At 42.3% G+C, this 14819-nt stretch carries 13 protein-coding genes; 7 read left to right on the forward strand and 6 right to left on the reverse strand.

What is annotated here, in order from left to right; all coding sequences use genetic code 11:
* Positions 1–14: 14 nt before the first annotated feature.
* The gene (locus AUR67_RS06510; protein WP_082665590.1) at positions 15–1448 is read right to left on the reverse strand and encodes a coniferyl aldehyde dehydrogenase; all 1434 of its coding nucleotides are present in this window, start codon (positions 1446–1448) and stop codon (positions 15–17) included.
* 107 nt (positions 1449–1555) lie between these two features.
* Between AUR67_RS06510 and AUR67_RS06515 the strand changes: the two genes are divergently transcribed.
* Both AUR67_RS06515 and AUR67_RS06520 read left to right on the forward strand, forming a co-directional pair.
* Complete coding sequence (locus tag AUR67_RS06515) at positions 1556–2560, forward strand: AraC family transcriptional regulator (protein ID WP_058584650.1); 1005 nt, start codon at positions 1556–1558, stop codon at positions 2558–2560.
* Between the two features lie 116 nt (positions 2561–2676).
* Positions 2677–4800 carry a methyl-accepting chemotaxis protein gene (locus AUR67_RS06520; protein WP_058584651.1) on the forward strand — a complete coding sequence of 708 codons (2124 nt, stop codon included), beginning with the start codon at positions 2677–2679 and terminating at the stop codon, positions 4798–4800.
* A gap of 215 nt (positions 4801–5015) precedes the next feature.
* Here the strand turns inward: AUR67_RS06520 and AUR67_RS06525 are convergent, their stop codons facing one another.
* Together AUR67_RS06525 and AUR67_RS06530 are read right to left on the reverse strand one after the other, a co-directional pair.
* A complete protein-coding gene (locus AUR67_RS06525; protein WP_058584652.1) occupies positions 5016–5330 on the reverse strand; it encodes a hypothetical protein in 315 nt (104 codons plus the stop codon).
* A gap of 490 nt (positions 5331–5820) precedes the next feature.
* Positions 5821–7293, reverse strand: coding sequence for a diguanylate cyclase (locus AUR67_RS06530; protein ID WP_058584653.1), 1473 nt, complete (start codon positions 7291–7293; stop codon positions 5821–5823).
* Between the two features lie 400 nt (positions 7294–7693).
* On the opposite strand from AUR67_RS06530, the gene AUR67_RS06535 reads away from it, so the two are divergent.
* Positions 7694–9211 (forward strand): DUF3360 family protein, encoded by a 1518-nt coding sequence (locus tag AUR67_RS06535; protein WP_058584654.1) that lies wholly within the window; start codon positions 7694–7696, stop codon positions 9209–9211.
* Positions 9212–9256: 45 nt separating this feature from the next.
* Here AUR67_RS06535 and AUR67_RS06540 read toward each other — a convergent pair whose 3' ends face one another.
* On the reverse strand, positions 9257–9781 hold the full coding sequence (locus AUR67_RS06540) for a hypothetical protein (RefSeq protein WP_054553611.1): 525 nt from the start codon (positions 9779–9781) through the stop codon (positions 9257–9259).
* 52 nt (positions 9782–9833) lie between these two features.
* Here AUR67_RS06540 and AUR67_RS06545 point away from each other — a divergent pair, with 52 nt between their 5' ends.
* Positions 9834–10193 (forward strand): DUF1294 domain-containing protein, encoded by a 360-nt coding sequence (locus tag AUR67_RS06545; RefSeq protein ID WP_054562543.1) that lies wholly within the window; start codon positions 9834–9836, stop codon positions 10191–10193.
* Between the two features lie 19 nt (positions 10194–10212).
* Here AUR67_RS06545 and soxR read toward each other — a convergent pair whose 3' ends face one another.
* The gene (gene soxR / locus AUR67_RS06550) at positions 10213–10674 is read right to left on the reverse strand and encodes a redox-sensitive transcriptional activator SoxR (RefSeq protein ID WP_058584655.1); all 462 of its coding nucleotides are present in this window, start codon (positions 10672–10674) and stop codon (positions 10213–10215) included.
* 76 nt (positions 10675–10750) lie between these two features.
* Here soxR and AUR67_RS06555 point away from each other — a divergent pair, with 76 nt between their 5' ends.
* Genes AUR67_RS06555 through AUR67_RS06565 form a run of 3 tightly spaced genes read left to right on the forward strand, consistent with a single transcriptional unit; the run spans position 10751 to position 12410 of the window.
* The gene (locus AUR67_RS06555) at positions 10751–11215 is read left to right on the forward strand and encodes a flavodoxin family protein (protein WP_058584656.1); all 465 of its coding nucleotides are present in this window, start codon (positions 10751–10753) and stop codon (positions 11213–11215) included.
* Between the two features lie 47 nt (positions 11216–11262).
* Positions 11263–11787 carry a DsrE family protein gene (locus AUR67_RS06560; protein ID WP_058584657.1) on the forward strand — a complete coding sequence of 175 codons (525 nt, stop codon included), beginning with the start codon at positions 11263–11265 and terminating at the stop codon, positions 11785–11787.
* The gene (locus AUR67_RS06565) at positions 11787–12410 is read left to right on the forward strand and encodes an SGNH/GDSL hydrolase family protein (protein ID WP_058584658.1); all 624 of its coding nucleotides are present in this window, start codon (positions 11787–11789) and stop codon (positions 12408–12410) included. Before AUR67_RS06560 ends, AUR67_RS06565 begins: the two co-directional genes overlap by 1 nt.
* A gap of 53 nt (positions 12411–12463) precedes the next feature.
* On the opposite strand, the gene AUR67_RS06570 is transcribed toward AUR67_RS06565, so the two are convergent.
* Positions 12464–14722, reverse strand: coding sequence for a TonB-dependent receptor (locus tag AUR67_RS06570; protein ID WP_058584659.1), 2259 nt, complete (start codon positions 14720–14722; stop codon positions 12464–12466).
* Positions 14723–14819 lie beyond the last annotated feature (97 nt).

The following is a 14819-nucleotide window of genomic DNA, read 5'->3' on the forward strand; positions in this document are numbered from 1 at the left end:
GTTGGTGTTTATTATTATGAATTTAATTTACTCAAAAAGGCTAAAAGCTTATCGGCAAACCTGCCGTAAGGCGGCATTAAAAATTTCACACTTGAAAACTTGGCTTGATAAAACACCGGACGTAATTTTGAAAAGGTTAAAAAGCCTTCATAGCCATGGTAATGCCCCATACCACTGGCACCTACGCCACCAAAAGGCAAGTCGTGCTGACCGACATGAAACAGGGCATCGTTAACGCTTACACCACCCGACATCACCTGCTCAATATAAAAGTTAATAAGCTGTTTGTTGTAGCTAAACGGGTAAAACGCTAAAGGCCTATCTCGCCCTGCAATATAATCAACGACCTGCTGCGAGTCTTGATAGGTTTTTACCATTAAAATAGGGCCAAATGTCTCGCGGGTATCAATGCTCATACTGTCATTGCTGTTTAAAATTAATGTCAGAGGCAGTTTTCGCGTGTTGGCATCTGCCACTTGGTCGCTAAGCGTAATAACGTCAGCGCCTAGTTGTTTGGCTTCAGCAATACAGTTTGTAAGGCGTTTAAATGCGCGGTCATCAATAATGGCTGTGTAATCTTGGCTATGAATATCCGGCACATGTTTCTTCGCCCAGCGTGTGGCTGTATCGATAAATAGCGCAAGTTGAGACTGATGCACAAATACATAATCAACATTGGTACAAATTTGCCCCGCGTTCATTTGTTTTACATACATGATGCGCTCAACAGCTTTTTGCATCGGGTAATCAGTAGCAATCACAGCTGGAGATTTACCACCTAGCTCAAGGGTTACAGGCGTTAGATTTTGCGCTGCTGCAGCCATCACTTTTTTACCGGTTTCACCTGAGCCTGTGAACATCAAATGATCAAAGGGAAGCTTTGAAAAGGCGATGCCTACTTCACCTGTCTCACAGTAAAATTTCAGCTTTTCTGGTTTGAAATAGTGGCCTACAAGCTCACCTAAAAGCGCACTTAAATGCCGAGAGTTTTCAGACATTTTAACCATCGCCTTATTACCTGCTGCAAATGCTGCGGCTAATTGACTAAAGGCTAAATTTATCGGGAAATTCCACGGCACAATTAACCCTACAACACCAAGCGGCTGAGGAATAACTCGGTTTTTTGCCCCTAAATACATACGATGATCAACATGTCGCTTTTGCACTTTCATCCACTTTTTAAGGTGCTTTAAAGTGCTATTGATATCTGCACAGGCATTAATGATTTCGGCAAGTAAGGTTTCATGGCGAGAGCGATTACCATAGTCTTGATTAATAGCCTCGATAATACGTGCTTGGTTCTCAGTGAGCATGGCTTTTAACGCAAGTAAGTGCTCACGTCTTTGCTGGTAGCTTTCAATACCCTCAGCTTTAGCGTGGCTGCGCTGCGCGACTAAGTCGGCCATTAAAATGCTGTCTATGTTTATCGGTTTTGCTGCAATGTTCATCTGTATGTTCTGTTTGTCAGAGTTTGTTCTAGCATAAATAAATCACTTGCAGTTGATTTGACTTTTTAGGACACTGAAATGACTCTTTAGGACAAAAGGCACACTGCGTGGAAAGTTTAATTCGCTCTTCTAGTTTAGCTGGGTTTGAGAATTTAGTGAGGCAATATGGCGTAAATCCAATTACTTTGTTGGAGAAAGCAGGTATTTTACCCGCACAATTACGCGACCCAGACAGCTTTGTTGTTTACGCTCATTACCTTGAGTTACTTGAACTTGCTGCCCAAGCCTGTGACGAGCCATGTTTTGGCTTAAAGCTTGGCGCATCACAAAGTATGAGTACGGTAGGCTTGATTGGTGCTTACATGTCGCGCCAACCTACGATTCTTGATGCCCTTAATGTTGCCCAAAAATACATATACCTGCATGCCGAAGGCATTGTGCTAAACCTTGCACTGCTTGGGCAAACAAGTTGTGAGGTACGTTTTGTCAGACTATCTGACGAAAAACACGAGTTTGAGCAAAAATCACAGTTGGCAGTGTGTTTGGTCAATAAAATATTAAAAGAATTAGTTGGCCCGAAATGGCGTGCAGATAAAGTGTGTTTAAGGCAATCTGTCGCGGTGAAACAGCGGCCATTATTTAATAAAGTGCTTAATTGCGAGGTTGAGTTTAACAGTGATGTAGATGCGATTTACTTTTCAAGCGCATTTTTATCCTATAAACCCCAGCTCAATGATGCCATTTTAGATACCTTAATAGCTGATCAACTTGAGCTGCAACGCCTTAATAAACTCCCCGATGAAATGCTGCAAATAGAAAGTGCGATGAAAATGTTGTTAGCAACCGGTGAGTGTAATAAAGAAAATACAGCGAAAAGTGTAGGGCTACACCCCAAAAAGCTGCAGCGAATATTAACTGAGCATAACACCACTTATCGGCAATTGTTGGACGAAGTACGAAAGTCAGAGGCAATGCGGCTATTACAACAAAAGCATATCAATATTACCGACTTAGCACTGCGTTTAGGCTATGCGGAGCTGTCGATTTTTAGTCGTCGCTTTAAGTTATGGTTTGGTATGTCACCCACCGAATGGCAGCAAAACTTGGGCTAACTTAACAAAGCGGCTCAATCACAGTAAAACTTCATACTTTTTTTCTAATTGTCCCTGTGTAGTCATGCAAATGGTCTAAACTATTAGTAAACCTACAATAAAAACAGGAAATGTCGATGCGGCAGTTAGCATTAGCGAAAAAGTTATTATGGCTTACGGTAGGCAGTATTTTTATTACTGTGTTTGTTTTATCAAGTGTTTTATGGTGGCAGCTGTCAAGCAGCAACCAGCAGCTAGCTGAGCAATCAGAAAAGCTGATTGTTGCAGAGGTGGAGGATAAGCTCGCTTCAAATGCCGCCGCATATGGTGAACAAGTTGCTGGGTTTATTAACGAAGCGTACCGAGTGCCTTATTCATTTGCCGCTATCTTAGGTGACAATGATGCGGCAGCTACCTTAACCCGCGATGCTGTGGTTGAGTTGAATCGCTCTCTATTACAAAAAAATGATATTCTTTCATCTATCTACTCGCAATTTGAAGCAAATGCGTTTGATGGCCGTGATGCTAATTTTATTAGCGGGTATGATCATTCTGTAGCAGGTGTTGGCACACTAGAAATCTATTTTACGCGCAACCGAGATGGTGCAATTGAGCAACAAGTGGTTGACGATGTAGCTGAAAAATATGTTGATACGCTCAATGAATTTGGCCAGCGGGAAGCTGAGTGGTACTTGTGTGTAAAAGACACCAAAGTGCCTTGTATTATGGAGCCCTACCTATACGAAATCACCCCAGGTTACTCTGAAATGATGACCTCTCTAACTGTGCCCATTCTTCGTGATAACGAATTTATAGGTGTTGCTGGGGTTGATTTAACATTGCCTGTATTTCAAAGCATGACCGAAAAGCTCTCAAAAGAGCTGTACAACGGTAAAGCACGCGTCACCTTGCTAAGTTCACTCGATTTAGTGGTTGGTAGTAGCCATTACAAAGATAAGCTAGGCAGACCGTTAAAAGAGGCGGTGACTAAAAGCATTTTAGACAATTACGTAAAAGCGAAAAAACAAAGTGGTGTATTTAAAGTTGGTGATGAGTATTTAGTTAACTACCCAATTAGCATAAAGCTTGCAAAAACACAGTGGAACTTATTGATCGAAGTACCCGCTGAGCTTGCCCTTGAAGGGCCGCATGCACTGGCAAATAGCATGAGTGAAAATGCCAATACACTAGGCGGCTTAATCTTGGTTACAGGTATTATTATTGCTGGTGCAGCCTTTGTTATCATGACCTTAGTGATCCGCACCATTGTGGCACCACTACAGCAAATTCAACAGCGCGTTGATAACCTTGCCAGTGCTGAAGGTGACTTAACTCAAACCTTGCATGTTGATACCCACGCTGAGCTAATCGCACTGGCAACTGGCTTTAATGCGTTTCTTGCTAAATTACGAGATTTAATTGGTGAGCTTAAAAATGTATCAACGCAAACCAAAGAGCAGGCTCACTTAGCGACCAGTGTTGCTGTTGATACTAAGCACAACGTTCAAGCGCAGTTCCAAGAAATTGAGAGTGTTGTGACCGCCATGAATGAAATGAGCGCAACAGCCCTCGAAGTAGCAAGAGCCTCAGAGCAGTCAGCGCAACAAGCTGATGAAATAAACAGCCTTGTTGTGAGTAGTGAATCGAGCTTGTCGTCTGCGGTTACCCAAGTTAAAACCATGTCGGATGAAATCAAAGAGGCCAATCAAGCGGTTGAAAAAGTTGCGGCACGTAGTAACGACATTACACAAATTTTAGATGTGATCAGAACAATTGCAGAGCAAACAAACTTACTTGCACTGAATGCAGCAATTGAAGCGGCAAGGGCCGGTGAACAAGGCCGTGGCTTTGCGGTGGTGGCTGATGAAGTAAGGGCACTTGCTTCAAAAACACGTTCATCAACCGATGACATCAGCGGCCTAATCGACAGCTTACAGCTAGAAGTAGGTAATGCATCTAAAGTAATTGAGCAAGGTGTTGTGCGTGCACAAACCGCGGTAGATGAAACCTCCGTTGCATTTGATGCATTACACGAAGTTGTCGTCAAAGTGGACGAAATCACGCAGCAAATTACCCACATTGCAACGGCTGCAGAAGAGCAAAGCTCAGTCACAGAAGAGATAAACCGCAACCTGACGTTAATTTCAGATGCGGCATCGCAACTAGCTGAGCTATCTACCCAAGCCGGAGATGGTAGCCAAACCCTCAATGCACTCGTTGCACAACAAGATGATGAGTTGAATAAGTTGAAGACGAAGTAGTTTTAAGGCGCTAGGTGCGAGAAAAACGCGATGTAAAATCGCTGCTACAGACTCGTGCCTCGCATCTCGTTCCTCGTTCCTCGTGCCTCGCATCTCGTATCTAATATCTTGTTTCGCGCGCCAAGCCTACAGGTAGCAGCGGCTTTATGCCGCGATAAAGGGTAAAAATATCGTTATGCGATGAAGTAATCGAATCTGAAATCGATTAAGGGTAGTTATACATCGCTCGTAATTGTTAGATATTTATTTTTACCAAAAGTAACGTAATAAATGGGTAAAAATAGACCCGATAGTAAGTTCCTGCTCATAGTGTTCGAAACAGTTACTTTATTTGATTGAATATCTTTGACAGAAAGTTTAGGGCTAGAGCACCAATCTATGGAGAACCAGATAAATTCAGCGTCATCAGGTATTGTGTAGTTGGCTAAAGAGTTGGGTTTGATTTTGCCGATTTTTTTAGAGTCGGCCCATAAAGTGTAATCTCTAATTTTATCATGATATTGTTTTGGTCTTGTTACTTCAATTTCCATTTGAACCTCACAAGGATAGTAATTCCATTAAACTTAACGGGCTAATAGCTCGTTTTCTTCCATAGTCAGTGTATTTTTAACAGAGCCGTTAATTAATTACTAGTCGTATAGTGCAAGGAATCTTAGGCTCATGCTCGCATCCCGCATCCCGCATCCCGCATCCCGCATCCCGCATCCCGCATCTCGTAGGAATGATTTTAGCCATGAATAATTAACCACCACACAAAAGTTAAACCCTTGGACGTAGGCGTGAAACTTGTTTCGCGCGCCAAGCCTACAGGTAGCAGCGGCTTTATGCCACGTCATTTTTGGGGGAAGAGAGATACGCGATGTAAAATCGCTGCTACATGCTCGCACCTCGATTCTCGCACCTCGTATCTTTACTCTCGCACCTCGTCTCTCGCACCTCGTCTCTCGCACCTCGCATCTCGTACCTCGCCATCTCGCTTCTCGTAACTTTACTCTCGTAACTAGCAACTCGTAACTCATTCTAACTACACTGCGCCTGGTTACGTCCTCGATTTTTGGCTTGATACAATGCTTTATCGGCGCGTTTTAACATCGATTCTATGTGCAGATCGCTTGCTTGTAAGGTGCTTACGCCAATACTCACGGTGAATTTAACGTGTTTGTTGTCGGCGATGATGTCTTGCTGTTCGATATCGGCTCTGATCTTTTCTGCGATAGCAAAGGCTGTGTGGTTATTTGCCATAGGTAAAAATAAGACAAATTCTTCACCACCAATGCGCCCCGCAATATCTGATGCTCTGCTATGTTGGGTGAGTTTATGTGCGGTGGTTCGTATTACTTCATCGCCAGTAGCGTGGCCATATTTGTCGTTTATAGCTTTAAATTGGTCTAAGTCTAACAGTAACAAGGAGCAGGTACCTTGCGCGTTATGATATTTTGCAAACTGCTGATTAACCTTTTCGAAGAAACCACGGCGATTATAAAGTTGTGTTAAATGATCTGTCACAGATAAGGCTAATGCTTCATGCTTAGCACGTTCTAGCTCATAGGTTCTTTCTTCTACCTTTTGTTCGAGCATGGTGGTCAGCTTTTGTTGTTCTTTCTTGCGCTGAATAAACACAGCTTGAATAAGTAATACCGCTGAAAGAGTAAATAAAAAGAAAAACTGCATGGTCACTTCTGCTGTTTTAGGATGATGATAATAAAAATACCCCCAGCCTTGATTACTTCCGACCCAAGCTGCAAAAAACACCAGCATATTCATGCAGCTGGTTGCAGTTGGTGATAACCGCGTAGCTGCATAAAGTAGCGGAAACAACAGTAATGCAGGTTGCAAAAATGGTAATGTCATAGCTGTGTATGCGGGGCCAAAAATAAAATAACACAACAAAACCACGGTCAAAGTAAGCAACAGAAGTTTAGAAAATTCACTAGGCGTGACCGGGTGCGGCCAATTTCGCCATAAAAAGTAAAGGGCAGGGGTAAACACAATTGCCGCTAAGGCATTGCTAATACTCCAATTTAATATGCCTACATACAAGCCATTAAACCACTCGATACCAACTAGTGAGTATATGCCCACACCGAAAAACGCAGAAATCACGCCAATCGCTATGCAAGCAACAATAAACACTCTAGCTAAACTGGTGACGCTTGTCAGCAGCGTGTGTTGTTTAAGTTTTCGGTTAATTAGCCAAAATGCAGTTAAAGCAGCGAGAGTATTACCTGTGGTTGTCGCGGCATTTATTGCTATGTGTTTAAAAGTGAATGGATTCAAGCCGCTTAGATAAAAGTAACAAAGCACAACTAAACAGGTGCCTAATGCAACGCCCAACCAGGCTTTACGACCAAATAACATCAAGCCTGCTAATGCGACTCCTGCTGGTGGCCATACCGCCAGTGTTTTTAACACTTGCATAGTAAACAAGCCAAACAGTAGATAAACAGAGCAAACAATGATATTAAATTGCCAAGGCTTGAGCTGTGTGTTCATACATCCCTTTATGTGCTTATGTAAGAAAGCCACCGATCGGCGAGTTAGCATTAATTAAACTACTAATAAATTAGTATATTAGTAGTTGGGGAATAGGCAAATTCGATTAATCTAAAAGTAGTTTTTATCTTATTGTTTGCTATTCATACAATTTATTAGACTAATAGTTAATGTGCTCGAAAAATAGCCCAATGCTTAGTCTTTAATTGCATTGACCACAAATAAAAATATAAATATCAATAAGTTAAATTTGTTTTTGATGCTCTCAACTTATTAAAAACACCTATTTTATAAATTCATACCCGACCTTTTGCCTAATCGTGTTTTGTATCTGGCTGCTTTACCCTAACTGCATAATAAAAACTCACACAATTTTTCAAGATAGGCAGTAGGAGAACTCATGAATACGAGGCAGCAATCAGCATCAAAAACGCCTGCTGAACAAGGATCGGATACTCATACCGACCAGCAAAGCTATCAAGCACTTCATAAACCAAGTAGTGAATTTTCGAGTCGTGACGAATACCTTGAACACGAATTACAAATTATGCAGCCTAAGCGCTGGCGTCCTAACTTACCATTTCGTGATTATCGGTTTGAATTAGAAGACTCTATCCCTGCTATGGCAGGGACCATAGGCAAAGTGGTCATGGTGGGGGCAATTGCTGCAACGTTTGCAGCGCCACTAGGCTTAGGTGAAGGCTTTATTCTAGAAAACGTGCGCTATGAGCTGTTAATTGTATCAATCTTCATTTTATTATTTTCGGGCTTCTTTCTACCAACAGCAAACTTAGCGGGTACGCATGGGCCGCTTATTCCTTTGATCCCGATTGTGGTTGCTGCGGGTGGCCACCCAATGGCCTTCGGTTTACTGATAGGGGCGTTTGGTCTGTTACTGGCACTTAGTAAAGGCGGAAGTTTACTGGCGGGGTTAACCAGCCGAGGCGTGTGTGGCGGTTTACTGCTCTACCTTGGTTTTATTGGCACGATTTCGCAGGTTAAAAAGCTGTTTGCATGGGCTGAGGGTATTGATATGACCCATATTGCTTTCATTGTGATCTTATCGACAATTGTGTTGTATGCATTACTTGAGCATTACAAGAAACGTTGGTTAGCCGTGCCATTAAGCTGTTTACTTGGCGGTTTAATCGCCTTTTTACTGGGAGCGCCATTTGAGTTTAAAACAGCACCGGGTTTACCAAATATGAACCCAATGTATTGGTGGGGTGAAAACACTGGTTGGATGCTGGGTTTACCAACCCTAGAGAGCTTTGTAGTGGTATTGCCATTCGCGGTGCTTGCGGTTGCTATGTGGTCACCTGACTTTTTAGGGCATCAAGTGTTCCAAAAAATTAGTTACCCAGAACGCACAGAAAAAGTACAAATGAATATTGACGATACCATGTTCAGTGCTTCAATCCGCCAAACGTTTGGTTCTTTGTTAGGCGGCTCTAACTTTACCTCTTCATGGGGAACCTACATCGTGCCAGCAGCCATCGCTAAACGCCCAATTCCGGCAGGTGCGGTATTAACGGCATTATTTTGTATTATTGCCAGTATTTGGGGTTACCCAATGGATTTAGCCATTTGGCAACCCGTGCTATGTGTAGCTTTGATAGTTGGTGTGTTTATCCCACTTCTAGAAGCTGGCATGGAAATGACCCGTGAAGGTAAAACCACGCAATCGGCTGCAATTGTGGTGTTTTCATCGACTTTAGTGAATCCTGCATTTGGCTGGTCATTAACTATGTTGCTCGACAATCTGGGCTTAATTGGTTGTAAAGAGCGAAGCTCTGAGCTGTCTCCAATGAGCCGTTGGATCATCCCATTTATAATGTTTGTTATTTTAACAAGCGTGATGGCAATAGTAGGGATGCTGCCAGGTATTCCGGCATTAATGGCTGACTTTAGGCATTGATATATGGGGGTAAGGTGATAAGCGCCTTACCCTTTTTCAAAGCTTTTATTTAAACTTAACTGTTTTTTCGCTGCGGGTGTAAGTTCGGGTATCGGGTTTTGTCCACTGGCCTTTTTTAAGATAAGAGGTCGACACCACAAAGCTGTTGTCTTTAAACTCGCTTGTTGATTTTACCTTAGTGATCCCATCTTTATTACCCGTTACATTTTCATAAGCAACAAACTGAGTAGGGCTAAGTACATTCATAGTGCCTTGGGTGTAAAACCCAGCTGTAGTGAAGTAATAAAACACCAAAGACTGCTTTTTATTGTCCCAAAAAATCATCGACTCACCACCATATTCACCTTCATTGATAGAGTGAATGGTTTTAATAGCCGTGCCATTGAGTGCACGTTGCCAGGTACTCACATCTTGCACCGCAGGTTTACCTGCTGCGACATTAAAGTCTGACTGCCACGTGCCTAAGTAAGGTTCAAACACTTTTAGCTTGTCATCAAGTTGTTGCTCTGCTGCCATAACAGAAAGCGAACACAGGCAGATTGATAGTAAAAGTGATTTTAGGTATGCCATAATAGCGCCCCGATAAAATTAATTTGTGTTGCAGAGTATAGGTGATAATTCGTTGATTAAGAAAACATTAATTACATTTTCATTGTTGTTTTTAGCGCTGCTATGGCTGGTATCGTGGCAACTTAATATTACCTACTTTATTGCAGGCACTTACAGCGTAGCGAGCTTAATAAGCTTTTTGGTATATGGCTGGGATAAACGTTTAGCGATGCAACATGGCGAGCATGTGATAAGAGTACCTGAGCGTACACTGCATATTTTGGGGTTAATCGGTGGCTGGCCAGGTTCATTAATTGCACAGCAATGGTTAAGACACAAATCTAAAAAACGCAGTTTTATTGCCGTACTTTGGCTAACAATTATTGTTAATTGCAGTGCACTGTCGTCACTGTATTATTTGCAGTTAATTTAAGAAAACAAACAGTCGTGTATTAATCTCTTTCTAACAACACAGCGCCGCTGTGCTCTTCACCTAAATAATCGTCTTTGTTGTAGATAGGGCATTTGGCCATTGATAAACAGCCACAGCCAATGCAACCGTTAACACGCTCGCGCAAACGTTGCATGTATTGAATTCGTTCATCTAATTGCGTTTGCCAGACTTTTGAAAGAGCTGCCCAATCTTGTTTAGTGGGTGTGCGTTGCTCGGGTAGGGTGCTTAACGTTTGTTTAATGTCTTCAAGAGTTATGCCCATGGTTTGCGCAGCTTTTATTACGGCAATTCGGCGCAATACATCGGGTTTATAGCGTCGCTGGTTACCGTTATTACGCCAGCTGCGAATAAGCCCTTTAGACTCATAAAAATGCAAGGTTGAAACTTTTACGCCACTGCGTTTTGCCACAAAGCCAACCGCTAGGTTTGCATCAATAAGTTTCTTTTCTGATCCAGCCATAATTTGCTCCAAGGTGTTGACCTAAAGTTAGCTTGAGGTTTTACGCTGCGCACATCATAAAAAAGGAGTGATAGTCATGCAACAAAAACCAATAACAAATACGGTAATTATTTATTCAAGTGCTCGAAAACAAGGTAATACGAGTTTACAAGTTAATGATTATAAAGCGCAATATGGCGGCGATGTAGTATGTCTAGATGACTATGTTATCTCGCCTTATTGCTACGATAAACAATATAAAAATGATGACTTTTATGCGGTATTTGAAGCGCTGTTAAATTATCAACACTGGGTGCTTGCATCGCCTGTGTATTGGTATAACACCACACCGCAGTTTAAAGCATTTTTAGACCGGATCACTGATTACATGGATGATGAAACACTCAGGCCAAAACTGAGAACATTGCGTGAAAAGCAGTTTTCATTGCTCTCAAATGCAGGATCTGCTCACGCACCTAACGCGTTTATCGAGATGTTTAAAAACACCTTTAATTACTTAGGCATGACCTTTAAAGCGCACCAACATATTGATGCTAGTTAAACGCGTTTAAACAAGGTAGGCTAGAGTAAAAAACAGCAGGAACTTTTATGAAATCAACACTGTTAGGTTTATCTTTAGCCTTATTATCTTCATTTAGTCATGCAGAGCAAGCTGAGCCTGCTATCAAAGGTTTTGGTTTTTATTATGATGTGCCAAACCATGCAGAAATCTCTGATCAAACGGTTTTCAAAGTGGCGTTTGATGTAGCTGATGCGGCAGAAAAAGGGGCGCAGAATAACAAAATGAACTCATTAGCACGGTTCATTAATATGCATATAGCCCATGGTGTGAAGCCTGAGAACATTCAACTTGCTTTAGTTGTGCATGGTGGCGCAAGTGTTGATGTACTGGAAAACAGTTTTTATAAACAGCGCTTTGACAGTGACAATAAAAATCAGCAATTGATCTCACAATTGTTGGCACATAATACCGTTGTGTATGTGTGCGGGCAGTCTGCAACGCACATGAAGGTAAAACAGCAACAGCTTATTCCTGGTGTGCAAATGGCATTATCAGCAATGACGGCGCATGCACAGTTGCAGCAGCAAGGTTACACACTGAATCCATTCTAATGAATATCTTATGTTTTGGTGATTCAAACACTTATGGTATTTCGCCTGTCGATGGTAAACGCTTTGCTGCCGATGAGCGTTGGCCTAGTTTACTTGGGATTAAACTAGGTGCCGGCTACCAAGTTATTGAAGCCGGCCAGCCTAATCGTACACTGGTGAACGACCCACCTTTTAGTGGTGATAAACTGGGCATTAAATACTTAGAGCCCTACTTAGCGGCTTATCATTTAGATGTGATTGTTATTCAGCTCGGCACGAATGATTTAAAGCGCCGTTTTGCACTGTCGCCTGCTGATGTTGCCAATGCCCTCGAAGCACTTATTTTAGATATAAAAAACTACTATCTGCACCGCTTATTGCCCAAAATAATGATACTAAGCCCGCCAGCGGTGTATGAGGTTGGCGCGTATCAATATATTTATGCTGGAGCGGCTGCAAAGTCTAGCGAGCTAGTTGAGGCTTTTTCTGAAGTGTGTGTGAAACAGCAAACTCTGTTTTTGGATATCACAGCAATCGCTACGCCTTGCCAGCAAGAAGGTGTGCATTTTACCCTTGAATCGCATAAGTCTATAGCGCAGCACCTGCAGCGCATAATAGAAAAACAAAAAAGCCACAGGTTATAAAACACTGTGGCTTAGGTATTGATTCTTTCAATCAAGGGGTTTGGGAGAATCGCTTAAAACTCGTAGCTAATGCTTAAGCGTGTAGTACGAGGCATAATGTAACGACCATTCGGTGCATCAGCATTACGAGGGTCACCTTCGGTGATACCTTGCTCGTCAGTTAAGTTATCAACTGCTAGCTGCACTTTAATACCTTCCATAGGCTCAACAATTAAACCAATGTCTACTTTTTCGTAACCTTCTAACACAACCGTGTTTTCGTTGTCGCCCCAACGATCATCAACCGCTGAGATTGTGCCGTATAAGGTTGCATACATGTCGCTTACTTCAAAGTCATAGCTTGGTGTTACACGTACTTGCCATTTTGGCTGACGCTGACTTTCGTTGCCTTCGTTAGTTGGGCTTTCTGTGATTTCTGTTTCTTGAAGTGTTGAGTTTAAGTTAACTGAGAAACCAGATTCGTGGTTGTAGTTATAATCAAGCTCAATACCGTATGCTTCGTTTGTTAAGATTTCAGCTGGTACTCCTGGGCGACGAACAAAGGTGTCACCTTTTACTTCGTTAGTGAAGAATGTTGCATAGAAGTCGGTGCTATCAGTTAATAGTTTATAACCAAACTCGGCTTGTGTTACTTCTTTAATTAACTTTTCGCCACCTTCGTATGCAGTAAAGTTGTCACGGAAGTCGTCGAAGTAAGGCATTTTGTAACCGCGGTTTACGCGAGCAAATACACCCATGTCATCGGAAATTGAGTAGTTAATACCTGTTGTCCAAGATGTTTTGCTTTCGTCATATTGAACAGACTTAGTGATCACACCGTCAAGGTCTTCATCGACTGAGTATTCCACTTCGTGGTTTTCAAAGCGAACACCGGCATCAAGTGTAAAGTCATCGTTGAATTTATATTGAGCCGTTGTGTAAAAGGCATTGGTACGTGCATCACCTGTAGAGTTGATGTCGTAGTTGAAGTCACAACCATCAACACTTGCATTACACTCGATGCCGTCTAGCATTTCGCCGCCCGCTTCAAGCACGTGATACGCTGTGTTACCTAAGCTCCACCAGTCATTTGCTGATGTGCTTGCTGTGTAATAACCAAAGGCCAGTGATAAGTTTTCAAGCTTTTTAGCGAATGCTAAATCATTAGTGAATGCGCTAATTTCTTTTAATACCACCCAACGGCCAAGTTGTTGAACCGCTGTGTCTGCATCGTATTCTGTGCCAGTTACTGCACCTGTTGCTGTTTCACCGTTATCAGCCACTGCACCAACGGTTGTTGCAGAGCCTGCCGGTACTAAGCCGTACGTGTTTGCATCACCTTTGGTGATGTTGAAGCGATCTGTGAAGCTCCAACCGTTATCGAATTCAAGTTTGATGCTACCGCCAGAAACATGACCTTTCCAACCACGGCCTTCACCTAAGTCGATTTGTTGCTCGTCATTATTTGGGCCTGTGTAGATAGTCGCTTTGCGATTTAAAGTACCCAGCTGCGTGTAGCTTGCATCAACACCGTCAACATTTAGTGGTGTTGGTAAGTACCAAGCACCATGGTCGTCTGTTTGACGGGTGTATAAGTTAATGGTGCCGTTTTCTAATTCTTTAGTGATATTAATTGTGAACTGGCTGCCTTTTTCTGATGTGAATCCAGCATCCCGAATACCTGGAGAGCTTTTAACATAACCACCCACCATGAAGAATAAGTCATCAGAAATCTCACCACTAACCATAGCGTCAATGCGTTGAAGGTCATAATCTGAGGTTGTGTATTTGAATACACCTTCAGTATCTTCACTACCACGTTTAAGGCGGAAGTTAGTTGTTAAACCTGGTTGGCCATTTGATACAACAGGGTTTGGACCACCGCGTAATGCTTCCATCGTTTCAATTGTTTCATCTAAACGGAATAACGACGAGTTTTCTAAAAATGACAAAGTAGGCGCAGGGTAAATTGGCGAACCTTCAAGGCTTAATGTTAAAAATGGTGCATCACCACCACCAGGGAAACCACGTACAAATACGTTCGCGCCAGACTCACCACCCGAGCTTTCTACCCACACACCCGGCACGGCTTTGAATAAATCAGCTGTACTTTTTGGCGATAGTTTAACGATTTGATCTGCATCGATATTGGTTACTGCATAGCCAGCATCAATTTTACGTACGCCAATACCTGCTGGTGTACCCGATACAATAATACGTTCTACTTTTTCTTTAGCTGGTTGTTCAGTTTGCTCTTCGGCCATAACTGTTTGGCCACTCAAAGCTAGCAAAATTGCAGAGGCTAGCGCACTGCGTGTGTATGTAGTTGTCATTGTGTGTTCCCATTTTTTATGTTGTTGAAAGCAATGTATTAGCGAATATTTTGCAATTGTTAACACCTTGCTTTAATAAACCATAAAGATTTATGCA

Origin of the sequence: Pseudoalteromonas sp. XI10, assembly GCF_001469895.1 — a bacterium.
Lineage (GTDB): Bacteria > Pseudomonadota > Gammaproteobacteria > Enterobacterales > Alteromonadaceae > Pseudoalteromonas.